Origin of the sequence: Novosphingobium lindaniclasticum LE124, assembly GCF_000445125.1 — a bacterium.
Classification (GTDB): domain Bacteria; phylum Pseudomonadota; class Alphaproteobacteria; order Sphingomonadales; family Sphingomonadaceae; genus Novosphingobium; species Novosphingobium lindaniclasticum.
This window is the reverse complement of the sequence record NZ_ATHL01000028.1, coordinates 77,515-102,939: the sequence shown is the minus strand read 5'-3', so window position 1 is coordinate 102,939 and position 25,425 is coordinate 77,515. Positions and strand designations below refer to the sequence as shown.

21 protein-coding genes are annotated in these 25,425 nt (G+C 64.0%); 6 read left to right on the top strand and 15 right to left on the bottom strand.

Features of this window, described 5'->3' with window-relative positions; genetic code table 11:
• Nucleotides 1-105: 105 nt before the first annotated feature.
• From L284_RS28370 to L284_RS28355, 4 genes are all read right to left on the bottom strand, one after another.
• On the bottom strand, nt 106-486 hold the full coding sequence (locus L284_RS28370) for an XdhC family protein (RefSeq protein WP_021232668.1): 381 nt from the start codon (nt 484-486) through the stop codon (nt 106-108).
• 72 nt (nt 487-558) lie between these two features.
• A complete protein-coding gene (locus L284_RS28365; protein WP_021232667.1) occupies nt 559-1,680 on the bottom strand; it encodes an alkene reductase in 1,122 nt (373 codons plus the stop codon).
• A 194-nt stretch (nt 1,681-1,874) separates the two neighbouring features.
• Nucleotides 1,875-2,897 (bottom strand): FecR family protein, encoded by a 1,023-nt coding sequence (locus tag L284_RS28360; protein WP_021232666.1) that lies wholly within the window; start codon nt 2,895-2,897, stop codon nt 1,875-1,877.
• Entirely contained in the window at nt 2,894-3,436 is a 543-nt protein-coding gene (locus tag L284_RS28355) for an RNA polymerase sigma factor (RefSeq protein WP_021232665.1), read from the bottom strand. The genes L284_RS28360 and L284_RS28355 overlap by 4 nt, the downstream gene beginning before the upstream one ends.
• Before the next feature lie 256 nt (nt 3,437-3,692).
• Here L284_RS28355 and L284_RS28350 point away from each other — a divergent pair, with 256 nt between their 5' ends.
• The gene (locus tag L284_RS28350; protein WP_021232664.1) at nt 3,693-4,025 is read left to right on the top strand and encodes a hypothetical protein; all 333 of its coding nucleotides are present in this window, start codon (nt 3,693-3,695) and stop codon (nt 4,023-4,025) included.
• A 246-nt stretch (nt 4,026-4,271) separates the two neighbouring features.
• Here L284_RS28350 and L284_RS28345 read toward each other — a convergent pair whose 3' ends face one another.
• On the bottom strand, nt 4,272-7,055 hold the full coding sequence (locus tag L284_RS28345; protein WP_160172089.1) for a TonB-dependent receptor plug domain-containing protein: 2,784 nt from the start codon (nt 7,053-7,055) through the stop codon (nt 4,272-4,274).
• A gap of 649 nt (nt 7,056-7,704) precedes the next feature.
• Here L284_RS28345 and L284_RS28340 point away from each other — a divergent pair.
• The 5 genes from L284_RS28340 to L284_RS28320 all read left to right on the top strand — a co-directional run bounded on the left by L284_RS28340 (nt 7,705) and on the right by L284_RS28320 (nt 12,416).
• Nucleotides 7,705-8,550 (top strand): alpha/beta fold hydrolase, encoded by an 846-nt coding sequence (locus L284_RS28340; protein ID WP_021232662.1) that lies wholly within the window; start codon nt 7,705-7,707, stop codon nt 8,548-8,550.
• Between the two features lie 412 nt (nt 8,551-8,962).
• Nucleotides 8,963-9,532, top strand: coding sequence for a helix-turn-helix transcriptional regulator (locus L284_RS28335; protein ID WP_021232661.1), 570 nt, complete (start codon nt 8,963-8,965; stop codon nt 9,530-9,532).
• A gap of 323 nt (nt 9,533-9,855) precedes the next feature.
• Nucleotides 9,856-10,506, top strand: a complete 651-nt coding sequence (locus L284_RS28330) for a response regulator transcription factor (protein WP_040712452.1) — start codon at nt 9,856-9,858, stop codon at nt 10,504-10,506.
• A 46-nt stretch (nt 10,507-10,552) separates the two neighbouring features.
• Nucleotides 10,553-10,948, top strand: a complete 396-nt coding sequence (locus L284_RS28325) for a response regulator transcription factor (protein ID WP_152524600.1) — start codon at nt 10,553-10,555, stop codon at nt 10,946-10,948.
• A gap of 139 nt (nt 10,949-11,087) precedes the next feature.
• Nucleotides 11,088-12,416, top strand: a complete 1,329-nt coding sequence (locus tag L284_RS28320; protein ID WP_081673877.1) for a sensor histidine kinase — start codon at nt 11,088-11,090, stop codon at nt 12,414-12,416.
• Between the two features lie 243 nt (nt 12,417-12,659).
• Here L284_RS28320 and L284_RS28315 read toward each other — a convergent pair whose 3' ends face one another.
• From L284_RS28315 to L284_RS28275, 10 genes are all read right to left on the bottom strand, one after another.
• Nucleotides 12,660-13,775: an FAD binding domain-containing protein gene (locus L284_RS28315; RefSeq protein ID WP_021232657.1), complete on the bottom strand. Its 1,116-nt coding sequence runs from the start codon at nt 13,773-13,775 to the stop codon at nt 12,660-12,662.
• Nucleotides 13,772-14,467 carry a DsbA family oxidoreductase gene (locus tag L284_RS0123710; protein ID WP_152524599.1) on the bottom strand — a complete coding sequence of 232 codons (696 nt, stop codon included), beginning with the start codon at nt 14,465-14,467 and terminating at the stop codon, nt 13,772-13,774. The genes L284_RS28315 and L284_RS0123710 overlap by 4 nt, the downstream gene beginning before the upstream one ends.
• A 91-nt stretch (nt 14,468-14,558) precedes the next feature.
• On the bottom strand, nt 14,559-15,752 hold the full coding sequence (locus tag L284_RS28310; RefSeq protein WP_021232655.1) for an MFS transporter: 1,194 nt from the start codon (nt 15,750-15,752) through the stop codon (nt 14,559-14,561).
• 343 nt (nt 15,753-16,095) lie between these two features.
• Nucleotides 16,096-16,914, bottom strand: a complete 819-nt coding sequence (locus L284_RS28305; protein WP_031341500.1) for a TorF family putative porin — start codon at nt 16,912-16,914, stop codon at nt 16,096-16,098.
• Nucleotides 16,915-17,037: 123 nt separating this feature from the next.
• Nucleotides 17,038-17,742, bottom strand: a complete 705-nt coding sequence (locus L284_RS28300; protein ID WP_021232653.1) for a response regulator — start codon at nt 17,740-17,742, stop codon at nt 17,038-17,040.
• Nucleotides 17,739-20,432, bottom strand: a complete 2,694-nt coding sequence (locus L284_RS28295) for a sensor histidine kinase (RefSeq protein ID WP_031341499.1) — start codon at nt 20,430-20,432, stop codon at nt 17,739-17,741. The genes L284_RS28300 and L284_RS28295 overlap by 4 nt, the downstream gene beginning before the upstream one ends.
• A 72-nt stretch (nt 20,433-20,504) precedes the next feature.
• Entirely contained in the window at nt 20,505-21,143 is a 639-nt protein-coding gene (kdpC, locus tag L284_RS28290; RefSeq protein ID WP_052018315.1) for a potassium-transporting ATPase subunit KdpC, read from the bottom strand.
• A gap of 83 nt (nt 21,144-21,226) precedes the next feature.
• The gene (gene kdpB, locus L284_RS28285; protein WP_021232650.1) at nt 21,227-23,272 is read right to left on the bottom strand and encodes a potassium-transporting ATPase subunit KdpB; all 2,046 of its coding nucleotides are present in this window, start codon (nt 23,270-23,272) and stop codon (nt 21,227-21,229) included.
• A gap of 12 nt (nt 23,273-23,284) precedes the next feature.
• Nucleotides 23,285-24,988: a potassium-transporting ATPase subunit KdpA gene (gene kdpA / locus L284_RS28280; RefSeq protein ID WP_031341497.1), complete on the bottom strand. Its 1,704-nt coding sequence runs from the start codon at nt 24,986-24,988 to the stop codon at nt 23,285-23,287.
• A 13-nt stretch (nt 24,989-25,001) separates the two neighbouring features.
• The gene (locus L284_RS28275) at nt 25,002-25,091 is read right to left on the bottom strand and encodes a potassium-transporting ATPase subunit F (protein WP_021232648.1); all 90 of its coding nucleotides are present in this window, start codon (nt 25,089-25,091) and stop codon (nt 25,002-25,004) included.
• Nucleotides 25,092-25,425: the final 334 nt, after the last annotated feature.

Sequence of the window (25,425 nt, the reverse complement as noted above, 5' to 3'; positions counted from 1 at the left end):
AATATGAAGATATAGCTTGGAAGAACGCCGGGCTTATACTTCGGTATGGGGTGCGGCTTGACTGGTCAGAACTGCGCCCCCTAAGTTCAGCCTCGTGCGGTGAACTTAAAACGCCGCGCGCGCGAAGCGATTGTCGGCCTGTGGCGTCCGCGCCATCCTCACGGCCGGCGTGCGCCTGAAGTCCAGCATGCGTGCGCTCCCGAGCTTCTTCTGATAAGCCTCCGCCACTTCGGCAAGGACCGGGAGCGCGAGGGTCTCTGGGTCGCGCGATGCGACAATGAGGCCGATGGGCCGACGGATCCGCCCGATCTGCGCCGCCGTCACGCCCCGAGCCTGGAGACTTTCGGACCGTTCAAAATGGGTGCGACGGCTACCTATCGCCCCGATGTACAAGCAGTCCTGGTGAACGGCCTCGAGCAGGAGCGACGTTTCCCAATCGTGCTGGTGGAAGAGCAGGATCAGCGCAGAGTGGGGATCGAGTGCCACAGCGATGCCGGCGGACTGGATGAAGTCGAGCGGCGCCGCGGAGAGGTCGGCCGCGGCGCCGCCGAGGACTGTTCAGGCGTTTGCCGGCTCGAGGCTCGGATAGTCGATATAGCCAAGCTCGGTGCCGCCGAAGAATGTGGCCCTTTCAGGCTCATTGAGCGGGGCGCTTTCCAGGAACCGTCGCGGCAGGTCGGGATTGGCGATGAAGAGCTTGCCGAAGGCAATGAGGTCGCCCCGGCCGTTTTCGAGAGCGGCTTCAGCCGACCGGGCATCGTATCCGCCCGCCAGCATCAGCGTTCCCTTGAAGGTATTGCGGATCTTCCAGACGATCTCGTCCCACCGGGGATCGGCCTCGGCATCCAGTTCCGTTCCCAGCGTCGAAGGTTCCACGACATGGAGATAGGCGATGGAGCGGCGGTCGAGTTCCGCCGCGATGTACCTGATCGTCTCTTCGGGAGTGTCGTCCGACATTCCGAACAGTCGTCCGAGCGGCGTAAGACGGACCGCGACGCGGCCCATGCCGATGGCCTCCGCAATTCCGTCCACGACTTCCAGCAGCAGTCTCACCCGGTTTTCGATCGAGCCGCCGTAGCGGTCGCTCCGCAGGTTGCTGCCGCTGTTGATGAACTGGTCGATGAGGTAGCCGTTGGCGGCGTGGATCTCGACGCCATCCATGCCGGCTTCGATCGCATGGCGCGCGGCGCGAACATAGTCGGCGATGACCGCTTCGATGCCGGGGATGTCGAGTTCCTGGGGCACGGGAATATCGGCCCAGACGCCGCTGCCCTCCTCATCCGCGATGAAGGCCTTTCCGGGCACCGGCAGGGCGCTGGGCGCGACCGGAAGCTGGCCGCCGGGCTGGAAGACCTGGTGGGACACGCGCCCGACGTGCCACAGCTGCATGAAGATCTTGCCGCCTTCCGCATGGACTGCCTCCGCAACGCGCCGCCATCCGGCGACTTGCTCCTTAGTGTAGATGCCGGGGGTCCAGGCATACCCCTGCCCCTGCTGCGAGATCTGGGTCGCTTCCGTGATGATCAGGCCTGCGCTGGCGCGCTGGCGGTAATACTCGACGTTCATGACTCCCGGCACGCCTTCCACACCGGCCCTGGAGCGGGTCAGCGGGGCCATGACGATACGATTGCGCAGCAGCATATCGCCCAGGACTATGGGTTCGAACAGGACATTGCTCATGGCTTCTCACTCAGACTTGGAAGATACTGCCAGCATGACTGCCGGATACCGACAGGAAGGCCGCGCGCTTCGGACCGAACGTCCTCCGTCCGATCCGATATAAAAGGACGGCGCGCAGATCGGTACACCTGCGAAAGGTTAGGCCGGCATATCACTGAGTGTGGTACTGCCCACTGCGCAGCGTCCAAACGGCCTCAACGCAGCGATCGAATCTCGATCTTCTCGGCGTCCACGCGCGACACCCTGACCGGAAGGAGCTGCGACAGCAGCGCCGAGAACCGGGCGGGATCGCGGAGACGGAACAGCCCGGTGATGCGCAGATTCGTAGCCCGCCGGTCGGCGATCACCAGTTGGACCTCGTTCACGGCATTGAAGCGCTGTACCGCTTCGCCGAGCGTGGCGTTCTCGAATTGCGCCATGCCATCCGCATCCTGCGATCCGTCCGCAGCGCCGATATCCGAAATCCTGTCCGACGCGCCTGCCTGGGCGATGAGTTGCTTGCCCGGCTGCAGCCGCGTGGGAGCATTGCCGTTGCCGGTCACCTCCACTGAACCTTCGAACAGGGCGACGCGTAGCCCGTCCTTCTGGACCTCCACGTCGAACCGTGTGCCGTAGTCCACGATCGACCAGGCCCCGGCGACGACTTCAAATCGGTGTTCCCGATCATGGCGGACGGAAAAGCGCGCCCGACCTTCATCGAGGAGCACGCGGCGGGTGCCGTCCGCAAAGGCAGTGCGCGCACGCGCGCCCTTGGCCAGGATCATTTCCGTGCCATCGGCCAGCTCGATCCGCTGGCTGGCGTCCTGCGCAAAATAGCTCTGCTCTGCGGGCCCGCCATCGTTATGCGCCAACGTCGCGGATCGCCCCCCGCGCCCATCACCATCGGCGCGAACGAAGGCCAGCGTCCCGACCAATGCCAGAATGAGGCATGCGGCGAGCGCGAGCAGCCCGTTCCTGCGGTGGGTGCTGCGCGCCGGACCGGCGGCCAGCGCGTCCTGGCGCAAGGCGGCGAAGACAGGATCGTCGGCATCGTCGAACAGCGACCAGGCGTGATTCAGGCTGTCCCAGGCCGCCGCGTTTGCCGCGCTTTCATCGCGCCATCGCTCGAACAGATGCACATCGTAAGGCGCGCCGCTATCGCGCTTAATTTTCCACAGTGCCGCCGCATCGCCCGGCGAGAGTTCAGCGAGCGCCGCTCTCGTGACCTTCACCGTCATGGAAGGTCTCCCAGGCTTGCCAGCCGTTCCGCCGCGCGGACCATATGCTTCTCCACCGCGCTGACCGAAAGGCCGAGGCGCTTGGCGATCTCCTTGTAGGACATCTGCTCCAGTCGCCGCAGTACGAAGACGCTCCGCGTTCGCTCCGGCATTTGTTCGACGGCAAACATCAGCATTCTCAACGCTTCGCGTCCGGCGACGATGCGATCGGGGCCGATATCCGCCTCTGCGGAGCGCTGAGGATCGAATTGCACGTGATCGTCATGATGCCGAACGCTTCGCCGCCGGCTACGATCGACCAGAACGCTGGCGGCGATCTGCAGGACGTAGCTGTTCAGGTGCTCGATATTCGCTTCGCCTCCGCGCCCGAGCAGGCGAACGAAAACGTCCTGGATGAGGTCTGGAATGTCCTCGCGTTCCTTGACGCGCCTCTGGAAAAAACGCTCGAGCGTGTAGCGTAAGTTCTCGAGCTGGGCCGCCCGCAGACCTTCCTCTCTGGACGGAATCTCTTCGTCGGCCATGACGGGCGTCTGCGTCATCTCGATCCTAAAATCCAGTCCCACCTGACACATAGTTTCTTACGCCTGTTGGAAGTTCTTGCAGGACCGGTAATGTGTTGAACGCACGCGCTGTCCGGATCCGCACTTTCTCACCCGAGTTTTTCGAGGATTGCAGACTTTCTTCGAGGCAGCTTCAGCGGAGACCTTGGTGTGCCTCAAAAAAACGTGGGTGCGGGATGTGGATTTTCGGAAGAGGTGCGTTTCTTCTCAACGATGTCCAAATTCCATAAGCAAGGTGGCCAAGGTGGTTGAACGTGTCCGGCGCACAGCGAAGCCCCAAAGGAACCTGCACGGAGACGAAATCCCTTTCGGCGGCGCGGGACCGGATGGGCTTGACCGGCTGCGGGAACCGGTGATCGGCATGGTCACGATCGCCCGCGCATGCCATCACTGGATCGAGCGCGGCACGCCGGACCTTGACGAAGTCTGCAAGCTGCTCGGGATGCTCGACGCCTGCGGCCAGGAGATCCTGCAGATTATCCATCGGACGAAGAGCGCAGCGGAGATGCAGAACATCAACCCGTCCGAAAGAGCTGCACTGCGAAGCGACCAGGGCGTAAACTCATAAATGCCACCCTCGAGGTTTGAGGCATGATGGTTCAGCGCCACGACGGAAGCGGCCGGAATACGTCCGTATTTTTGAAGGTTTCCTGACGAAGCGATGGACCATTTTGCGTTGATCCGAAGGATGCCCAAATCGCGTCCATCTCGAACCTAAGCAACCTTGAACGGGCAACCGGCCCGCGCGGCGGCCGCTTCGGCCCAAGCCGTTCGCCATTTGCACGCCTCAATGGTGCATTCATGAGTTTACGCCCTAGACCCCGAGCGTGAGGGCTAGTTCGAAGCGGCGGCGATAGGGATTTGCATAAATGCTGTAACCGGGCTCTCCCACCACATCGATGGCCGGCCGATGGTCGAAGATGTCGGAAATGCCGAAACGCAAATCCATGGAACGGGGCTGCAAGCCGCCGCTACGCTGCAGCTCCCATCGATAAGCGGCCGCGAGATCGAACGTCAGCTGGGAAGAGACCCAAACCCGCCCTTGCTGCGCGAGGACGCTTTCAGCGTAGGACGGGCTTCCTGTTGCACTCGTGACGCGATAGGGACCGTAGTACTGGCCGCTGAGCGAGATGCTTGCCGGACCGCTGACCCAGTCGATGCCGCCGTTTCCGCGCCATTTCAACACCCCGTCCGAATGATCCACATAGCTTGCGGCAGGTGCGTCCAAACCGATGTAGCGCGTAAACCGCGGCTGCCAGGTCAGGCTGCCGCGCACGACGAAATCGCCGAATGTTGCAGTGCCGATCGGGAACGAGAGGTGAGCGTCGACGGCATCGACCTTGGTCCAACCCGTGTTCAGGTAGGAAGTGTCGATTTGCGTGATCACACCTCCGGTATAGCCCAGAGCCGCATCCTCAACCGAGAGCGGCAAGCGCGTCACCCGCCCGGGAAAAGCGGCTTCGTTATAAACGAAGTAATTTGCATCGCCGATCACGCGGCCATCGACCTCCCGCGTGCGATGGATGTGTGTGTAATCCAGGCTGAAGACCGCGCCATCGGCGCCGAGCGGGGTCAGTACGAGGCCGGCAGAAAAGGACTTGGCGCGTTCTGGCGTGATCTTGCCCTTGCCGTATACCGATAGGTCGACAGGGGTGGTGGTGACTTTGTTTCCCCGTCTGGGATCGAATATGGGAGAGATCAGCACGCCGGTTTGGCCAAGCTCGCTGAGAGGAGGAGTTTGTTCGCCTGTCGCGACGCTGGCGCGGACTAAGAGCCATGGAACCGGCAGGGCCTTGGCACCGACGGTGTAGGTGATAGCGGCGCGGCCTGCACTGTCGAACCCGTCGGGCGCGCCGATTACATTGCGAAGATACCCGCTTTGCAGCCTCGCCCGAGTCGCGTCACGTCTGGCGGCAAGCTGCAGTTCGAGCCCGCGAAAGGGAACGATAGCGCTGCTCCGGTCGATGAGCGGGGCGTGCAACTCCGCATAAGCCGACCGTATTCTTTCAGAGAACCCCGGAACGGCGCTGCCGTATGGCATGCCGAACGGCTCGGAGAGCGCATCGTAGCGACTTGGCCGGACCTTCTCCAGGCGCTGCTCGAGCAGAAAGGTCGCCGTGACCGGACCCCCTCCAAGCCTGGCCAGCGGGCCAGCGATTCGCAGGGCACCATCGGACATGCGGTTGACTTGCGCAAACCGGAAGCTGGACTGCACCTGGTAATCGGCAAGAGCGGCGTTGAAGTCTGCCGCGCTCGAAAACGGATCCAGCGCCGGGCGTCCCGCAAGCGGAACTCCGTAAAGAGCGTATAACGCATCAAGCCCATACGTCCGGCCCGCCACGGCATAGAGCTGACGGACTTGCCCCAGGCTGACATCCAGATTCGCTTTCCACTCGTCGGCAAGCGACACGATCAGGCCGGCGTTCACCCGCGTGGTCCTCGTCTCGGTTCCTCCTTTCGTTCCAAGCCCTGGAGCCGGCATGACGAAGCCGATGTCCTGCTCGAAGGGATTGCGCGGATCGTCTGCGGACAGAGTTCCCGTCAAAGACGATCGCGAGTAGTTGATGATCCCTTTGTCGCTGAGCCTGATCAGGTCCAGGTAGGCCTCCAGTCGGCTTCCGAAGCGATGACGCAGGTTGGCCAGGAGCATGCTCGATCGCTGCGCGGCCACCAAGGTACTGCCGGTTCCGCCCTCGCCTGATGGCAGCCCCGTATCCAACCCACCCGCACGGCTGCTCAATGCCGCTCCCAGGTCGCCCGGCGATCGCCCGTCCTGAGGGGCCAGATAGGTGATGCTGCTGCCGAGTGCCTGTCCGCCGTAAGCGGCCCTCAGCGTCAACGGCGTACCGCCGATGCTGGCGATATTGACGGAGCTGGATAACGGCAACTCAACATAGAGAGACGGAAGACCGCCGGCGTATTTGCGCGCACGGGTGCGATCGGCATAGTCCCGTTCGCCATTCGAAAGCCCGTCGCTCATGATCCGGCTGTAGGCGATCATCACATCGGTGGCGCCGCCGTCCGGCGTAAAGCCCGCCCGAGCGTCCCATCGCCGGTAGGCGCCGTCGCCGCGCGAGGTCAGTCCGCTGGTGGCGGTGACCTCTGCGCCGCGATAATCCCGGCGAAGAACCAAGTTGATGACGCCGCCCATGGCTCCAGGCCCATAGATCCCGCCAGCCGTCGAGGTGAGCACTTCGGCACGTTCCAAAGCTCCGGTCGAGAGTGCGTTCACGTCGGCTTGCGCAAGGGCGAACTTCATCCCCGGCACGCGAGGCATGGGCCGCCCGTCGATCAACACCAGAGTCTCGTCCATGCCCAGGCCTCTCAAGTTGAAGTTCGAGCGAACGGACCCTTGGGAGCCTTGGGGCTTCTGGGCGGAGGAAAGACCGGCGGTGTTTTGCGACACGCGTTTGCCAAGAAGTTCATCGACCGTCCCCGCTTGCGCCATGCGGATGTCGCGCCGGGCCAGCACTTGGTAAGGCTGCACGTCGTTCGAGCGCCGCCGGATGTCCGCATTCTGGGTCTTGTGGCCGACGACCAGAATGTCCGGCATCCCTGCCGCGGGCGGAATGTCGCTTTGCGGCGCACGAACGATCATGAAGCCGCTTTCGCGAGAGCCTCGCACGGCAAGGCCGGAGCCGGTTAGCAGTGCGCTGAGAGCTTCCTGCGCCGTGAACGTTCCGGAAATCGCCAGCGCCCGGAAAGAACGCACAGTGTCGTTCGAGAAAAGAATCTCGACCTTGTAGCGGCGGGCGACTTCCAGCAGGGCCGACTTTAGCGGCTTCGATCGCATGGTCAGCCGCTGTGCAGCAGGTTCGGCCGCGGCCGACGTGGCCGCAAAAGGCGTGATGAGAATGGCAGCCGTCATCAGAGGACCGAAATCGCGCATGTGTGCCCCATCACACATTTCGCTCTTGCAGCATAGAGCAGCGCGCCCTGTCATGCGTGGAATACCCTGAGCCCTCCCTTGCCATGATCTATATCGTCCCTGGCTCATACATTGGTATGATCGGCATAGTGCCTATCAACGGATAGTTATGCCGCGTCTTCTCTGCGATCTCTCAATCCCGCGCTGCTCGGATCGTTCCATTTTCCGAGAGCGGGTTTCAGTAAACGGATGTCGATAGCGAACGGATTGCAGTGAACCGGCCCGGCAGTGGTAACCGACTGGCAGGTACGATCTCTTTTCTGCCTTCTGCAATCAGCCACTCTTCATCCGACCGTGACACATTTATGGAGATTCGATCATGACCAGCGGCTTTGTGAAGACTGCAGACGGCGCCGAAATTTTCTACAAGGACTGGGGTTCCAAGGGCGCTCAGCCGATCGTGTTCCACCATGGCTGGCCGCTGTCATCCGACGACTGGGATGCCCAGATGCTGCTCTTCCTGGCCCACGGCTACCGCGTGGTCGCGCATGACCGTCGCGGCCACGGCCGTTCGTCGCAGATCGATGTCGGCCATGACATGGACCACTACGCAGCCGACGCTTCGGCGGTCGCCGAACACCTCGACTTGCGCAACGCCGTCCATATCGGCCACTCGACCGGCGGCGGCGAAGTGGCGCGCTACGTCGCTCGCTTCGGTCAGCCGCAGGGCCGCGTCGCCAAGGCCGTGCTCGTCAGCGCCGTCCCGCCACTGATGGTCAAGACCGACAGCAATCCCGAAGGCACCCCGCTAGAGGTCTTCGACGGCTTCCGCGAAGCACTGGCCGCCAACCGCGCGCAGTTCTTCCGCGACGTTGCAGCCGGCCCGTTCTACGGTTTCAACCGCGAAGGCGCCAAAGTCTCGCAAGGCGTGATCGACAACTGGTGGCGTCAGGGCATGAACGGCAGCGCACTCGCACACCTGCAGGGTATCAAGGCCTTCTCGGAGACCGATCAGACGGACGATCTCAAGGCCATCACCGTCCCCACCCTCGTCCTTCAGGGGGATGACGACCAGATCGTTCCCTACAAGGACGCCGCGCTGCTCCAGGCCAAGCTGCTCCAGAATAGCGAGCTGAAGATCTATCCCGGCTTCCCCCACGGCATGCTGACCACAGAGGCCGAGACGATCAACGCCGATCTGCTCGCCTTTGTGAAGGGCGCTTGATCACGGCCACGTGAAGGCTCCGCCGCACCGAACTCCACCATGAGCTAAGGTCCGGCGGAAGCCCGCCGTTCTTGAAAGCCGGGGCCGATGACGATCGTCGACTCCGGCTTTTACGGTTCTGGGTCAGGCGCATCCTCATTGACAACTCGGTTGCTGACCGCTGGCCGTCGACGGACATTCCTGCCACCGGCCGGTGAAGGTCCGTCAGAACGTCGCTATCTGATCTCCTCGGACGCGTAGGCCGTTCCGCGCTTTGAGGGGACTCGATCCCGATCCGCCGGACTGCCACCCCATACCTTGGTATGAGATGGCTATGCTCCACGGTGCTCTGGCTGAACCAGCGTGCGATAGATGCAACCCTGGAGAGGCCGTAGATCCTCGAGAAACGCCCATCAGCACCAGGACGACGAAGATGCAGATGCAACAGCTTAGGCCGATCGTGCATGCGAGCCCATTCACTACAGCCCTTCCCCTGGCCGAGCGGCTGCTCCACCAGGCGGAAGGTGTGATCGAGAAGGATCCGGTGCTGGCCCGGCAGTACATCCGGCAGATCTCGGCCCTGCTTGGCTCGCAGGACGAGGCCACAGCCGCCGTTCAAGAAGAAACGTCCAGTGATCCGGCCGGCGTTTCAACCAAGAGCCAGTTCGCGCGCGGCGGCCTTGCCTCCTGGCAGTTGCGGGTAACCAAGGACCACATCCAGCGTCATCTCGCCGATTCCATTCTCATCCGCGACCTGGCCGCGCTGACCCGGCTAAGTGCCAGCCACTTCTGCCGTGCGTTCAAGGCGACGACCGGCGAGACACCCCATCGCCACATCATTCGGTGCCGACTTGAGCGAGCGCAGACCCTGATGCTGACGACCGAGGAGAACCTCAGCCAGGTCGCTTGTGCTTGCGGCTTTACCGATCATGCCCATCTCACTCGCCTGTTCCGGCAGCATTTCGGCGCGACCCCGTTCCTGTGGCGGCAGGCCTCGAAGTGAACCACGGACCAGCGCTTTTCCTCGCGGCCTTGCTGCCGGCAGCCAACAACCTGACCCGGCTGGCGTCAGTACCACCGGCACGGATCGCCCCTTGTGCGACTTGTATAATCTCGCCGAATTGCACGAGTTTCCCGCAAGATTGAGCGTCGGCACTCCTTATCGCGCGGCAAGAGTTTGACCCCTGGCGCTATTTCGGTCAGAGCCCATCAGATGGGCGGCTCAGGCGGGCCCATGACGCGAACGTCCCACATGCCAGAATGCCGCCCTCCAAGCTTGCTTGCGAACTGGCGGCAGATTGGCCGACGATCACACCGGTACGGAAGATGATTGGAACCAACTCCCCTCAGCCAGACGGTTCTCTCGAGCGGCAGCCCCTCGTCCTGATCGTCGACGACGATGAGATCGTGCGGCGAACGCTCGACAGCCTGTTGCGCTCCACGGGCCTTCGGACGGCAACCTATGCTTCCGCCCAGGAACTGCTGGACATGGAGGTTACCGATGACATCGGCTGCATCATCCTGGATGTGCGCCTTCCTCGCCTGAGCGGGCTCGAATTGCAGACCCGTCTGCGCGACAAGGGCGACGAGCGCCCGCTGATCTTCATCACCGGCCATGCCGATGTGCCCATGAGCGTGCGTGCCATGAAAGCCGGCGCAGTCGATTTCCTGCAGAAGCCGTTTCGCGATCAGGACCTTCTCGACGCTGTCGACGCCGCGCTTGCTCGGGATCGGGTGAACCGGGAACAACGCGCCACGATATCCAGCCTGCGTGCACGGTACGACTTGCTAACCCCCCGGGAGCGCCAAGTCATGGAACTCGTGTCATCCGGCCTGCTCAACAAACAGGCCGCCAACGAACTGGGTCTCAGCGAAATCACCGTCAAACTCCATCGTGCGAGCGTCATGAAGAAGATGGAGGCGAAAACGGTCGCCCAACTCGTCCGAATGGCCGAGATGCTGGAACGCTCGCTCTGACATTCCCGTTTCGCGCGCCGGGGCATGACAGGTCGCGACGATTGCATTGATTGAAAGGCCCGGAAATACAATGACTGGCGGGAAGCGCGTAGCCATCATCGATGACGATCCTCTGGTGAGATCTTCGGCGGCCAGTCTTCTGCGCTCCTATGGTGTCGTGCCAGAAACCTTCGAATCCGCGGAAAATTTTCTGAAGTCCGATCTGCTTTCGTTCGACTGCCTGATCTCCGACGTTCAGATGGGCGAGATGTCGGGGCTGGCTCTGCTGGAAAGGCTTCGTTCCCTGGATATCCAACTGCCGGTGATCCTCGTGACCGCCTACGCCAACGAGAAGATCGAAGGCCGTGCGCAAGCCGCGGGGGTAGAGGCGTTCCTGGAAAAACCATGGAACATCGACGATCTCGTGACGAGCCTGGAACGCGTTCTGGGCCCGCTGGACTGATCGATAAGCCGAGCCCCCTGCGGCAGAGGCGATATACTGAAGTCTGATTGGATCCGCTCCGGTCGTCCGGCAGAGACCTACCAAGTACCCAGGTCTGCCGCTATGAACCCGGCAGGCGAACGACGAAGGGCCGAGCATCATGGTTCCGATCACCGAGGCGAAACCTACCAGCGCACCCCACCGTACCGAGCGTCTAGATCCAGCCGTGACGGACGATGGCGCCGGTCGCGCGATGATAGCGCCAGATTTCGGGCTGTGTCTCGATATCCTCGAAAAGATCGCGCTGGAAACGAGTGTCGAGCGTGTCTCTTCTGCGATAGCGGAAAATCTGATCGCCTTGGGAAGTTTCACGCTAGGCCATGTGCTCCTGCACCGGGACGGAACTTTACAGCCCGCCGCCTTCGCGCGGCGCGGCGAGCCGGCTATTACGGATGCGGCTGAGATCCCCCGTCTATCCGCCGCGATACTCCGCAAGGCCGCGGAATTCCTCGCCACGAGGCAAGCCGGTGCCGATCTTGGGCGCGGCGACGGGGAAGGCGACATGTACCTGTGTCAGCCGCTCTACAAGGGCGACAATGCCGTGGGTGTCCTTGTGCTTCAGGAGGGCACCGCTCGCTCGGCGATGACGTCGTCGGACTTTGCGCTTGTTCACACCCTTGCTCCGCACCTCGCGAGCGCGCTGGCCGCTGCGATGGACTTCGACGAACTGGTCGAAGGAAATTCGCGGCGACGTGAAAGCGAAGAGCAGCTTCAATCCGCGCGTGCGGCCCTGACGCGCGCGTCTCAGCGGTCGGTGATGGAAGGCCTGGCCGCTTCAATCGCGCACGAAACCAACCAGCCTCTGCTCGGTATCGCCTCCTCCGCCGCCGCGAGCCTTCGCTGGCTCCGGCGACCTACGCCGAACATCGAGGAAGTGGTCGCCAATATCGAGGATATCAAGGCCGCTGCCGCGCGAATGGAAGAGATCATCCGTGCCGTGCGCGCACTGGCCAAACAGGTCCCGCCAATCTCGGGCCGCATCGATATCGACGATCTCATCAGCGAAGTCCTGCGCCTGACAGGACCGGAACTCGCGCTAGCGGGCGTCCTGGTCACCAAGCATCTCGCGGCATCCGGCCGGACTTTCGCGGGCGACCGGACACAGCTCCAGCAACTCGTCGTAAACCTGATCTACAATGCCATTCATGCTATGGCCTCGCGACCCGAGGATCGCCGACGCCTAGAGATCACTTCCTGGATCGTCGACGATGTAGCCTATGTCACCATTCGCGATACCGGCTCCGGCATCCCCGACGAGATCGCCGACAGGATTTTCGAGCCATTTTTCACCACGCGCCCGGAGGGCATGGGAATCGGCCTTTCCATTTCCCGGACCGTCGCAGAGCAACATGGTGGAAGCCTGGCGATCCGGCAAACCGGCCCCGAGGGCACCGAGTTCCTCTTCACCATTCCTGATGGCCCGAGATGATGAGCACTTGCTCCGTTAAGGCATGATCTTCGACTTTCAGCGCAGCCTGGCCGCCAGACACGCCAGAACGGCATGGGCTCTCGGGGCATTCCTCGCAGCCGCGCCTTACCATCCTCTCCGCATTCTTATCGTGCGGAAGCTCTCGCTTCTTTGCGGCTTCAGTAGACGCAGCACCACCTCGGGATGCACGCGCCTTATCGCCTGGTCGATCTCCGTAACCGCCTTCTCGCCGTTGCGCATCGCTCACAGTCTGGCCCACTGCCTGCCGAGCCTGATGCCGTAGTCCAGAAGGTCGCGGCCATAAGTCAGCTGCTCGCGCTCGAACCGCGCCAGCGCTTCATCGGTCGGGACGCGGGGGTCGGCGAGCAGGTCCGCGAGGGCCATCGCATCGCGCGCGGCCTTGGCTGCCCCGCCGGCAGTATGGGGCCGGACGATGACGGCGGCATCGCCGATCAGGACGGTTCGCCCGAAAACCGAGCGGGGAACGTCCAGGTCGACGATCGACTGAAGGAACGGCGCGTCCGTCGCCTCGACCAGGCGGGCGAACATGGGATGCAGTTCGCGCGGCGCGCGCCCCTTCAGATCTTCCACCACTGCGCCGCGCGCCATGCCCCGCTGAAGAGAGGCGCGGCGTCGGTGACCGTCCTTCGTGACGAGCAGGTCGTCCCGCTCCGCCGCGTCGGCGCCGACATACCACACCCAGTTCATGCGCCGCTCGCCGCGTGCGGTCGCCAGGCCCTCGCCCGGTATGAAGTAGGCCAAGGCATGGCCCCCGGAACGGGCGTCGGTAAAGGTGAAGGTATCGTCGAAGAACTCCGCGACCTGCGGCGGGAGATCGCGTTCGGGCACCGTTCCGCGCCATGCCACATATCCGGCGTAGCGCGCTTTGAGGTCAGGCAGCAGCGCGCGGCGGGTGGGCGATTGCGCTCCGTCCGCCGCGATCAGTAGGTCCGCGGGAAAGGTCCCCAGACCCTCGACAAGTATCTCGATGCCGTCGGCGCGGTTGTCGGCCTTCAGCACGGAAGCCCCGGCATGATAACGATCGCTCGGGAAGCTCCTGAGAAGCGTGGAATGCACCGCCTCCCAGGACGTGAACTGCTGCGGCATGGGCTGAAGATGGCCCACCCGGCCGTCGAACCCGAGATAGCGGCGCCCGCTGCACGCGGTCATCGGCAGGGTTCGACCGCCGACGGCTTCCGCGAGCCTGGAAAGCTCCGGCTGAACGACGAGGCCTGCTCCGGCGGCACTCAGGGAGCCGGCGTCGCGTTCGAAGACATGGACGTCGATGCCGGCAGCATGCAGCGCGACACCCGCGCCTAACCCGGCGATCGATCCGCCGGCCACGACGACGCTCGTCATGCGTCCCAACCCGAGAACGGCGCGTCGAAGGCGCCTGCCGCTGCCGCGCGGCGCAGCGCCTCGACGTGTGCCAGGGTCGGCTGCGCCCCGTTCAGGAGATAGCGGCCGTTGAACAGAAAGGTCGGGACACTGTTGAGGCCCGACTGGCGCAGGACATTCTCCTCCTCCTGCACGAACTCCCATAGTTCGGCGGTGACGTCGGGTCCGTGGTCGACGCCGGCCTCGAAGGAAATCTCGCGCAGCACGTCTGCCCGGCCGATGTCGCGCCCTTGCGTGAAATAGGCGGCGAACAGCGCATCGACGGCCTTGTTCTGCATCACCAGCCCGCCGGCGCGGCGGGCGTCGGCGATCAGGACGTGAGAAGCCAGGGTGTTCGGCGTCCGCTCGATCAGATCGAAACGAAAGTCGATGCCGGACTGGAGCCCGACCTGCTGGACATGTCGATCCAGTGCTTCGCTTTGGGCCGAACCGAACTTGGCCGCGCGGTAATCCCGCCGGTTCATGCCGCGATCGGGCAGGTCCGGATTGAGCTGGAAGGGCCGCCATTCGACGTCGAAGTCCAATCCTTCTTCGGACAGTATCTTCAGGGCGCCTTCAAGACGGCGCTTGCCGACATAGCACCAAGGGCAGATCGTGTCGGAGACTACGGTGATCAAACCCGCGGGGCGGGTCGTTTTCGGTTTTTCGTCCATGATGAAGGCGTCCTCCGGCGTTGGGTTTCGAAGCCCCATCCTGCCGCGATCATTCGGATGCGGCAGGAAAGGCGAGTATCGGCGGCCGTGCTCAGCGGCGACGCAAGGTGGCTGCGATCTGGATGAGCGTGGCGACCAGGGCCAGGCCCACACCGAAATAGGCGACACTGCTCCACCCGCCATGGTTCCAGGCGGCCGTGGCCCCTGCGGCGCCGGCGGCGCCGCCCAGGAACATCGAGCCCATGAAGATCGTGTTGAGCCGGGCGCGGGCCTCCGGGCGAAGCGCGTAGACGATGTGCTGGTTGGACACCAAGGCGCTCTGCACCGCGAAGTCGAGCAGGATGCAGCCCACGATCAGGCCCCCGATCGAGGACCAGATATCGAAGAGCGCCCAGGAGGCGACAGTCAGAATGGCACCGGCCAGGATTACCTTGTGCGGCCCGCTGCGGTCGGCGATGCGGCCGGCGATGGGCGCCGCGAAGATGCCCACGGCGCCGACGATCCCGAAGAGACCGGCGATCTCGGAACCGAGGGCGAACTTCGGCTCTTGCAGATGGAGCGCGAGAATGGTCCAGAACGCGGTGAAGGCCGCGAAGATCAGCGCCTGGGTGATGGCTGCCACGCGCAGTTCGTGGAACGCCTTCCAGAGATGGACCAGCGAACCCATGAGGCTGCCGTAAGTATGCTCGGTATCAGGCGCGCTCCTGGGCAGCGTCGCGGCCATCAAACCGCCAGCTCCCAGCGCGAGTGGCACGCCGAGCCAGAACATCTCGCGCCAACCGGCGTGGGCCGCGACGAACCCGGACAGGGTACGGCTGAGCAGGATGCCGCACAGGACGCCGGACATCACGGTGCCGACCACGGCACCTCGCCGCTCGGGCGAAGAAAGATGCACTGCGAAAGGCACGATCTGCTGCGCGACCGTGGAAGCCACGCCCAGAAGCAGCGATGCCGCCAGCAGCGTCACCGCACTTGGCGCCACCGCGGCGGCCGCCAGGGCCAGCGTCAGGATGAAGAACTGGGTGATGATGAGCCGGCGGCGTTCAACCAGGTCACCGAGCGGCACCAGGGCGAAGAGGCCCAGCGCGTAGCCCAGCTGGGTGGCGGTCGGTACCAGGCCGGTCAGGGTGCCGGGGAAATCGCGTTCGATCACGCCGAGCATGGGCTGGTTGTAATAGATATTCGCGACGGCAAGTCCGGCGGAGACCGCCATCGCGAAAGTAAGTCCGCCGCTGATGTGCGACGGTTCGGACGTCTTTCCCTGAAGAACAGATGCGTGGTTCATATTCCACCTTTGCAAGAATGGCCTCTGGAACACCCGGTCTCAGGATTTCAGGTAGCCAATGTATGCTGGCGGATATGGACCCATGTCGCGGCGAGCTGTAGACATACGATCGGTTATGCCGGCCTAACGCGAAGCACGACGATTCCGGCGCGCATGGGGCGATGAGTGTAACGGGGTCCGGCTTGAAATCGCGCACTTCGTGGGCCAGACGGCGAATGCCTGGCCCCATACGTTGGTATGGGATTTCCAGGCACATTCCCGAAGTTGTCCTGCGCCTAGGCAGACACCTCGGTATTCATGCCTGGCACAGGAGCCCGGCGTGCGCGGCCGGGCTCCGGGTCCATCAGAATGCCGCAGTGATAGAGGCAAGCACGGCGCCGTCCGCGATCGACCCCCGCCCGTCCTGTCCCGTGCTGAAGTTGGGTTGCAGGCGGGCCGCTTCGGCGGTCGTGATATCGGTGTCGACATAGGACAGGTTCAAGGTCAGGTTTCGCCAGGCAGCGTCGATGCCCAGCGACCAGTCCCAATAGCGTCCAGTCGGTGCGACACTGGTGCCATTGGGGCCGAGGCCGGGATTGCCGTCCGAATAGCCGACGTGAGCCTTGGCGGTCAGCGGCGTCCCGGAGATCGCCGCAGCACCGTCCGTCCAGATATAGAGATTGTCCTGCTTCTGTCCTCGGCTGTTCGGCGCGTTGGAGACGTTGGCGAGGGCATATTGTTTCGGAGCGTAGGCTGCCCCTACCGTCACGGTGAACGGGCCGCTCGTGCCAGAGAGCTTGGCGTAAGGCTCGGCAAAATCGGTGTCGTTGGCGCCGCTTGGGTACATGTACCAAGTGAGGCCGACATCGAGCGCCGCGTTGTCGCTCAGCTTCGCCTTGTAGCCGGCAAGGAGATCCAGTTCCATGTTGGCGCCGCCGAAGGTGCCCCAACCGGCGAGGTTGGAGGCCCAGGCGCCCAGGTAAGGCCCGCTCGCATGGCTGACGGTGAGGCCGCCCTGCACCGCCATGTTCTTGTCCGACTGGGAGACGCCGCGAAAGCGGTAGTCAGAGGTCAGGGTCGCGGAGCCGGAAACGGTGAGGTCCGCAGTGCCGGTCTCGCCGGCATGGGCCGCGAAAGGAGCCGATGCGGCAATCAGGGCGGCGGCGATGGCGATGGTCTTCATGATGTCCTCTTCTATGCGCACGTTCCGGCGTGACGGAGCGTATCGAGGACCTCGAATTAGAGGCGCGCCGCGTTCTGTATCGAGAGTAAGCCTCCTGGGTTCGCATAAGGATTTCGTATGTTTTCAAGCGGCCGGGTTGCTATCCATCTTTAGCCGGTAGCCGATGCCCATCTCGTTCCCGATCACCTGTGGCCGCTGGGGATCCGTTTCCAGCTTCTGACGCAAGGCGCGCACCAGTACCCGTAGATACTCGACGTGGCGCTCCGCCTCGTTGGGCCAGACCTGAGCCATGATCTGCTGATGCGTGATCACCCGGCCGGGGAACTTCGCGAGTTGGGAGAGAACGGCGAATTCCCTCCGGGTCAGGTGGACTTCCCGGCCGCCTTTGGTGATTTTCCTCTCCGGCAGATCGATCGACACATCTCCGACGTTCACCACCGGATCCCCGCTGCCCCGTGCGCTCCGGTTCCGCAAAGCGACACGAACCCGCGCGAGCAGTTCGTCGGTATCGAAAGGCTTGGTAATATAGTCGTCCGCTCCCAGATCGAGCGCCGCGACTTTCTCCTCGCTGGCTTCTCTTGCGGAAAGGACGATCAGCGCCGCACTCGTATTCCGCTTGATGATCGGCACGAGTTCCAGGCCGTCGCGGTCGGGGAGACCCAGGTCGAGCACCACGACATCGGGCTGATCCTTGCGCAGCCGCTCCAGTGCCTCATGCGCGGTTCCGGCTTCACTGGTCGCATGGCCGGTACGCGCCATGGCTATCTGAATGAGGCTGCGGATCTGCGGCTCATCCTCGACGACGAGCACCTTGTTGCGAATGGTCATGACAGTTCGCCATCCTCGATAGGCATAATGATGCGGCGTGCCGGAATGCGAATGGTGAAGCAGGCGCCTTGCGGGTCATCCCTGTTGGCGGCTTCGACGGTGAGATCCATCGCTTCGGCGAACGCCCGGACGATGGCAAGCCCCAGCCCGGTGCCCTGCCGTGCCCTGTCGGACCCCTCCAGTCTGGTGAAGGTCTCGAAGACGCGCCTTTCCTGGCCGCGCGGAATTCCGGGCCCTTGGTCGATCACCGAAAGCAGAAGCGCATCGGGCGAGCGGAGGCAGCGGATCGTGATCGGCGTTCCCGGATGGGCATAGCGACCGGCATTGTCGAGCAGATTGATGAGGCAATGATGGAGGAGCACCGGATCCAGCCGGACCAGCGGGGTGTCGGGGGCGACCTCCATCTCGATCGCATGGCCTTGAAGCGAGGCTCGGGTATCGTCGACGGCTCCAGCAGCGGCGTCCAAGAGATCGATCGCCTCGTCCTTGATCGGCAGGGCGCCCGCCTCGATCCGCGCCATGTCCAGCAGGTTGGCGATGAAGCGGTTCAGGCGCAGGGCTTCGGTTTCGATGGTCGTGGCCAGATCCAGGGACAGGTTCCGCTTCATCTCGTGCGCGGCCGAGAGAATAGTCGTCAATGGCGTGCGCAGATCGTGGCTGACGGAAGACAACAGGGCGGAGCGCAGCCGATCCCGCTCCCCTGCGGCCAAGGTCTTGAGGTGTTCTTCCTCCAGCGCCATGCGGTCCAGGGCGATGGACGCCTGATCCAGCAGGCTCATCAGCAGCGGCAGCAGGTCCGAGCGGAGCGGCGCGCCCGCATCCTCGCGCGCTATGCCAAGCACCCCCAGCACGCCGCGCTCGGATGAGGAGGACGCACGCAGAGGATGGAACAGCCAGTCGGATGCCGTGAGCGTGGCGGATCCGCGTCCCGCCGGCTGCTCGTTGTCGATGGCCCATTGCGCCGCGGCGATCTCTATCTGGTCGAGGCGATCTTCGGGCGGGAAGGCCGCGCTCAGATAAGGTCCGGCCGAGGACGGCACGAGGAGAACGGTGCGGACATCCAGCAGCCGCGCGACTTCTGCGCAGATCGCCTGCATGAGTTCGTCCCGGGAAGCTGCGGCGGTCAGTTGGCGCGAGAAGCTGGCAAGCGCGGCGTTCTGCCGCGAACTGGTTCGGGCAAGATCGGCCTGGGCACGAACCCGCGCGCCAAACTGGCTGGTGACCACCGCTACCCCCAGCAGGACAAGGATGGAAATGACGTTTTCCGGGTTGTTGACCGTCAGGGTGCCGGTAGGCGGAAGGAAGAAGAAGTTGTAGCCGAGGCTCGCCGCCAGCCCTGCGAACAGGCCGGCGCGCAGGCCGAACGTGGCGGCGGCGAACATTACCGGGACGAGATAGAGCAAGGCGATGTTGCCGAGTTCGATGGCCTCCAGCAGCAGGCGGCCGGAAACAGTTACGGCAGCTACCGCCAGCAGCGACCACACATAGTCCGCCGGTTTTCCCCAACGACTTGAGGTTCGCGGCGGATGGCGCGCAGGCTGCCCTGCCCTGCGTACAGACGAGCCGCCCGCCGGCAGCACATGAACCGCCACGTCGCCGATGGTCCGCACCAGCCGGTCGACAACGGAGCCGTGCCGTTTCTCGAACCACCAGGAGCGGCTCGACTTGCCGATGATGATCTGCGTGGCGCGAGCCTCGACGGAAAATGCGTGCAGCCCTTCGACGACACTCGCCGCCGGAATACTGGTCGTCGAGCCTCCCAGGCGCGAAGCCAGCGCCAGGGTGTCGGCAAGCTGAAGACGCTCGGCATCACGAAAATTGCTGTCGCGCTGGGTTTCGATATGGACCGCCGTCCAGGGCGCGCGCAGCGCATCGGCCATCCGCTTGGCCGCGCGGACCAGCCCTTCGGCATGATCCTGCTCGCTGACGGCCACGACGATACGCTCTCCGGCTGCGAACGTGCCGGCCAGGGCATGGGCGCGCAGATGCTCCAGCATCTGGGCATCGACTGCCTGGGCCGCACGGCGCAATGCCAATTCGCGCAGGGCGGTGAGGTTGGATTTCGAGAAGAAGTGCGCAAGCGCCCGCGTCGCCTCGTGCGGGATATAGACCTTGCCGTCCTTGAGCCGGTCGATCAGTTCGTCGGGCGGTATGTCGACGACTTCGATCTCGGCCTGTTCGAGGATTCCGTCGGGCACCGTCTCGCGCACGCGGACCCGAGTGAACGAGGCGACGACATCGTTCAAGCTTTCCACATGCTGGATATTGAGCGTCGAATAGACGTCGATCCCGGTAGCGAGAAGTTCCTCGACGTCCTGGTATCGCTTCGGGTGCCGACTGCCGGAAGCGTTGGAATGCGCCAGTTCGTCTACCAGGACGAGCTGCGGCCGACGCTCCAGAATGGCGTCGATGTCCATTTCGCCTGCCCCCTGCCCCCCGCCCGGCACGGCGCGGCGAGAGACAATCTCGTGCCCGACGACCAACGCCTCGGTTTCCTGGCGGCCATGGGTTTCCACCACGCCGATCACGACATCCACGCCGGCCTCGCGCCGCTGGCGACCTTCGGTGAGCATCTCCCAGGTCTTGCCCACGCCAGGCGCAGCCCCGAGGAAGATCTTCAAACGGCCTCGGCCCTCCTGCGCAGCGGAGCGCAGGAGAGCTTCGGGCGAAGGTCTGGACGGTTCGTTCATGCGCCTGCCGCTCATCCGGCCGCCGGATAGACCGGAGCATATCTCGTTCGGACCGAAACCATCATGCTCGCATCACTTCCTGTTCGCCGCACTTTCCGATGGGGTGGCCGTTGCCTCCCGCCCCGCAAGCGCTTTAGCGCCGATCGCGTCCAGACGTCGATTGAGTTCGAACGCATTCACGCGGGGCTCGCCCAGAAAGCCGAGGATGGGAAGCTTCACGCTACCTTCGACCAGGCGTCGGACTTCCGAACGATCGAGGTTGCGCAGGCGCGCAATCCGGTCGACCTGATAGAAGGCGGCTTTGGGCGTGATGTCGGGGTCGAGGCCGGAGCCGGAGGCCGTGACGAGGTCGGCGGGGACCGCCCTGCCCGGCGCAGCGGCCTTCATGACCGAGACCTGCTCCTTGACGCGATCGGCCAGCACTTGCGACGTCGGGCCGAGGTTCGATCCTGAGGACGCCAGCCCGTCATAGCCTTTGCCGGCGGCGGAGGGCCGCGTCTGGAAATAACGCTCGGACGTGAAGGCCTGTCCGATCACGGTGGAGCCGATCACGCGGCCGTTCTCCTCCACCAGGCTGCCGTTAGCCTGGCTTGGAAACAGGAGCTGACCCAGGCCGGTGATCGCCAGGGGGTAAGCCAGGCCCAGCAATGCAGCGAAAAGCACCGTCATGACCATGGCCGGACGAAGGGATGAAAGTACGTCATTGTTCATTGTCTATCTCCTGGAGGGGCTGCGTCTGGACGAGAGGGCTTCGGCCGGTCCTTTCCGCGACCCGCGCGAAACCCTTTCGAACCTCACGCCAGTCCCAGGCCCCCGACGGCCAGATCGATGAGCTTGATGCCGATGAACGGAGCGATCAGTCCGCCCAGGCCGTAGACCGCAAGGTTGCGCGCCAGGAGCGGCCCTGCACCCATCGGCTTGTATTTCACGCCCTTCAGCGCCAGCGGCACGAGCAGAGGAATGATGAGCGCGTTGAAGATGATGGCGGAAAGGATCGCGCTTTCCGGTGTAGCCAGCTTCATGACGTTGAGCACGCCGAGCCCGGGATAGAGCGCCACGAACATGGCCGGGATGATCGCGAAGTACTTGGCCACGTCGTTGGCGACCGAAAACGTGGTCAGCGCCCCGCGAGTCATCAGCAACTGCTTGCCGAGGCCGACGATTTCGATCAGCTTGGTCGGATCGCTGTCGAGATCGACCATGTTGCCGGCCTCGCGCGCCGCCTGCGTGCCGGTGTTCATGGCCACGCCCACATCCGCCTGCGCCAAGGCGGGCGCGTCGTTGGTGCCGTCTCCGCACATGGCGACGAGCCTGCCGCCCTGCTGCTCCTTGCGGATCAGCGCGAGCTTGTCTTCCGGCGTAGCTTCCGCGAGGAAATCGTCGACACCCGCCTCCGCCGCGATCGAGGCCGCCGTCAGTGGATTGTCGCCGGTGATCATCACGGTGCGGATGCCCATCGTCCGCAGCTCTCCGAAACGCTCGCGGATGCCGGCCTTGACGATGTCCTTGAGGAAGATCGCGCCGAGCAGCCTGCCGTCCACCGCTACGGCCAGAGGCGTGCCGCCGGCGCGGGCGATCTCATCGGTCAGGCGGCGCAGTTCCGTGGCTGCTGCGGTTTCACCGGCACCGGGGTTGGCCCTGAGAATGGCCTGGACCGCGCCTTTCTGGATAGTGCGGCCGCCGGTGTCGACTCCCGAGATCCGGGTTTGCGCCGTGAACGGGATGATCCGGGCTTCTTCGGGCAGCGTGACTCTCGTGAACCCGAACTTCTCACGCGCCAGGACGACTATGGAGCGGCCTTCCGGCGTTTCGTCGGCAAGGCTGGCGAGCAAGGCCGCTTCGGCCAGTTCGGTAACGTCGATGCCGCCGACCGGGCGGAACTCGGTGGCCTGCCGGTCGCCCACGGTGATGGTGCCGGTCTTGTCGAGCAGCAGCACGTCGATGTCACCCGCCGCCTCGACCGCGCGGCCCGATTTTGCAAGCACGTTGAACCGGACAAGGCGGTCCATTCCGGCAATACCGATGGCCGAGAGCAGCGCGGCGATGGTCGTTGGGATCAGGGTGATCAGCAGCGCCGCAAGGATCGACACCGGCACCGATCCGCCGGCGTAGGTCGCGAACGCGGGGATGGTGCTGACCGCGATCAGAAAGATCACCGTGAGGCCTACCAGCAGCAGGGTCAGGGCGATCTCGTTCGGCGTCTTCTGCCGCTCGGCGCCTTCCACCAGCGCGATCATCCGGTCGAGGAAGCCCTGCCCCGGATCGACGGTGACGCGCACCCGGATTTCGTCCGAAATGACGCGGGTGCCGGCCGTCACGGCCGAGCGGTCGCCGCCTGCCTCGCGGATCACCGGGGCGCTCTCACCGGTGATGGCGGCCTCGTTGACGGAGGCGACGCCCAGGATGACCTCGCCGTCAGAGGGAATCAGGTCGCCGGTCTGCACCAGCACGACATCGCCGCGCTTGAGCGCGCTGGCGGGAACCTCGTGGTAGCGGTCGCTGCCGAGACCGTCGCCCTTCAGTCGCTTGGCGGTCAGTTCCGCCTTGGCGGCCCGCAGCGAAGCGGCCTGCGCCTTGCCGCGACCTTCGGCCAGGGCCTCCGCGAAAGTGCCGAACAGCACCGTCAGCCACAGCCAGAGCACGAGCTGGATCTTGAAACCGGCCGCCAGCCCGTCGCTGCCGACGATCAGCAGGACGGTGAGCAGCACCGCGACGACGGCGGTCGTGAACATCACCGGATTGCGGATCAGTTCGCGGGGATTGAGCTTGCGGAACGCGTCGCCGATCGCGGGAAAGATCAGGTCGGCGGTGAAAAGAGACTTGGATTCGGATCGGGCCATTTCGGGAGATCCTCAGAAGAGCTGGCCGCGGATCATCGCAAGATGATCGGCGATAGGGCCAAGCGCGAGGCTGGGCAGGAACGTGAGACCGCCGACGATCAGGACGATGCCGATCAGCAGGGCGGTCCAGAGCGGACCCGTCGTGGGGAAGCTGCCGGACGTCGCGGGGGTGTACCTCTTGGCGGCCAGGCTCCCTGCCACGGCCAGCATCGGCACGATGATGAAGAAGCGCCCGATCCACATGGCAACGCCCAGCATACCGTTGTAGAACGGCGTGTTGGCGGTAAGCCCGGCGAAGGCAGAGCCGTTGTTGGCGACGGCGCTGGTGAAGGCGTAGAGGATCTCGGAAAAGCCGTGCGGGCCCTTGTTGAGCGGTCCCGCAAGCCCGGCCGAGAGTACGCAAGCCAGTGCGCTGAAGCCCAGGATGACCAGCGGCAGGACGGCGATCGCCAGAACCGACAGTTTAACTTCGCGGCTCTCGATCTTCTTGCCGACATATTCAGGGGTTCGGCCGACCATCAGGCCCGCCACGAAGACGGCGAGGATGGCGAACAGCAGGAACCCGTAGATGCCGGCCCCCACGCCGCCGATCACGACTTCGCCCAGTTGCATGTTGAACAGCGGGATCAGGCCGCCAAGGGCCGTGAAACTGTCATGCATGGCATTCACTGCGCCGCAGCTTGCCGCTGTCGTCACCACCGAGAACAGGGCCGAAGCGGCAATGCCGAAGCGGACTTCCTTGCCCTCCATATTGCCGCCAGCGGCGCCCAGATCATGCAGCACCGGATTGCCCGCGGCTTCCTGCCAGTAGGTGACGGCCGTGCCTGCGAGGAACAGCGCCATCATGGCCGCCAGGATCGCCCAGCCCTGGCGCGTGTTGCCCACAGCCTTGCCGAACGTATAGGTAAGCCCGATACCGATCAGGAAGATCGAGAGCATCTGCACCAGATTGGTCAGGGCCGTCGGGTTCTCGAAGGGGTGGGCCGAATTGGCGTTGAAGAAACCGCCACCATTGGTGCCCAGCATCTTGATCGCTTCCTGCGAAGCGACCGGGCCGAGAGCGAGCGTTTGTTTCGCGCCTTCGAGCGTGTGAACGTCCACCGATCCGGCCAGCGTCTGCGGTACGCCGCTCGCGACGTAGAACAGAGCCAGCACCATGCAGAGCGGAAGCAGCAGGTAAAGCGTCACCCGCGTCATGTCCGTCCAGAAATTGCCGATCCCGGCGGCGCTGCGCCGTGCGAAGCCGCGAAACAGCGCAAAGGCCAGCGCGATGCCGGTCGCTGCCGAGAGGAAGTTGTGAATGGTGAGCGCCAGCATCTGGCTGAGGTTCGACATCGTCGATTCCCCGCCATAGCTCTGCCAATTGGTGTTGGCGCCGAAGCTGATCGCCGTGTTGAACGCGAGATGCTCGCTCACCGCACCGAAACTCAGCGGATTGAGCGGCAGCAGCGATTGCGCCCGCAGCAGGACGTAAGTGAGCAGCATGAGCGCCGCATTGAAGATCAGCATATGGACGGCGTAGCGCCGCCAGGATTGGTCTTCCTGCGGGTCGATGCCGGAAAGGCGATAGAAGCCGCGCTCCACCGGACCGAACACGGCATGAAGCGGTGTTCGGCGGCCCTCGTAGAGCGCGAAGAGCCAGAGGCCCACCGGCTTGGCGAGGGCGAGCAACAGGCCCACGAAGGCCGCGATGAGCAGCCATCCCTGCATTGTCATGGAAGCGCTCCTTCTAGAAGCGTTCAGGCCGCGCAAGCACGGCTAAGAGATAGATGAGAAGGCCGAGAGCGCTGAAACCCGCCAGCCCGAGGTCGATGGTCATGGTCGCCTGTTCCTCACGCGCGGTCGCACAAAGCCGCGTAGCAGAGGCTGGCGACAAGTAGGATGAGGAAGAGGCCCACCCAGAGGATGTCCTGCATGCAAATGCTCCTGCAAGCCCGCGCCGGAAGAGGCGCCGGTCGATTGCAGCAGAGCCGTTAGGCCCATCCGCCAGGGCAATTCGAGACGAACTGCCGGGATGAAGCATATGATTTTCGTATGAATTGAGAGCCGGTCGCAATTGCCGGGCACGAATCACGACCTCTGCTCGCCAGAGCGTCAGGGTCGATTCAAATCCGTCAGGAGGTGCCCCCCCCTCGGCTCCTCTTTATTCGGGT

What these genes read in the sequence shown, in the direction of transcription:
- L284_RS28365 (WP_021232667.1), bottom strand. Translation starts at nt 1,680, where the DNA reads ATGAGCAATGTCCTGTTCGAACCCATAGTCCTGGGCGATATGCTGCTG.
- L284_RS28360 (WP_021232666.1), bottom strand. Translation starts at nt 2,897, where the DNA reads ATGACGGTGAAGGTCACGAGAGCGGCGCTCGCTGAACTCTCGCCGGGC.
- L284_RS28355 (WP_021232665.1), bottom strand. Translation starts at nt 3,436, where the DNA reads ATGACGCAGACGCCCGTCATGGCCGACGAAGAGATTCCGTCCAGAGAG.
- L284_RS28345 (WP_160172089.1), bottom strand. Translation starts at nt 7,055, where the DNA reads ATGATCGTTCGTGCGCCGCAAAGCGACATTCCGCCCGCGGCAGGGATG.
- L284_RS28340 (WP_021232662.1), top strand. Translation starts at nt 7,705, where the DNA reads ATGACCAGCGGCTTTGTGAAGACTGCAGACGGCGCCGAAATTTTCTAC.
- L284_RS28335 (WP_021232661.1), top strand. Translation starts at nt 8,963, where the DNA reads ATGCAGATGCAACAGCTTAGGCCGATCGTGCATGCGAGCCCATTCACT.
- L284_RS28330 (WP_040712452.1), top strand. Translation starts at nt 9,856, where the DNA reads ATGATTGGAACCAACTCCCCTCAGCCAGACGGTTCTCTCGAGCGGCAG.
- L284_RS28320 (WP_081673877.1), top strand. Translation starts at nt 11,088, where the DNA reads ATGGTTCCGATCACCGAGGCGAAACCTACCAGCGCACCCCACCGTACC.
- L284_RS28315 (WP_021232657.1), bottom strand. Translation starts at nt 13,775, where the DNA reads ATGACGAGCGTCGTCGTGGCCGGCGGATCGATCGCCGGGTTAGGCGCG.
- L284_RS0123710 (WP_152524599.1), bottom strand. Translation starts at nt 14,467, where the DNA reads ATGGACGAAAAACCGAAAACGACCCGCCCCGCGGGTTTGATCACCGTA.
- L284_RS28310 (WP_021232655.1), bottom strand. Translation starts at nt 15,752, where the DNA reads ATGAACCACGCATCTGTTCTTCAGGGAAAGACGTCCGAACCGTCGCAC.
- L284_RS28305 (WP_031341500.1), bottom strand. Translation starts at nt 16,914, where the DNA reads ATGAAGACCATCGCCATCGCCGCCGCCCTGATTGCCGCATCGGCTCCT.
- L284_RS28300 (WP_021232653.1), bottom strand. Translation starts at nt 17,742, where the DNA reads ATGACCATTCGCAACAAGGTGCTCGTCGTCGAGGATGAGCCGCAGATC.
- L284_RS28295 (WP_031341499.1), bottom strand. Translation starts at nt 20,432, where the DNA reads ATGAACGAACCGTCCAGACCTTCGCCCGAAGCTCTCCTGCGCTCCGCT.
- kdpC (WP_052018315.1), bottom strand. Translation starts at nt 21,143, where the DNA reads ATGAACAATGACGTACTTTCATCCCTTCGTCCGGCCATGGTCATGACG.
- kdpB (WP_021232650.1), bottom strand. Translation starts at nt 23,272, where the DNA reads ATGGCCCGATCCGAATCCAAGTCTCTTTTCACCGCCGACCTGATCTTT.
- kdpA (WP_031341497.1), bottom strand. Translation starts at nt 24,988, where the DNA reads ATGACAATGCAGGGATGGCTGCTCATCGCGGCCTTCGTGGGCCTGTTG.
- L284_RS28275 (WP_021232648.1), bottom strand. Translation starts at nt 25,091, where the DNA reads ATGACCATCGACCTCGGGCTGGCGGGTTTCAGCGCTCTCGGCCTTCTC.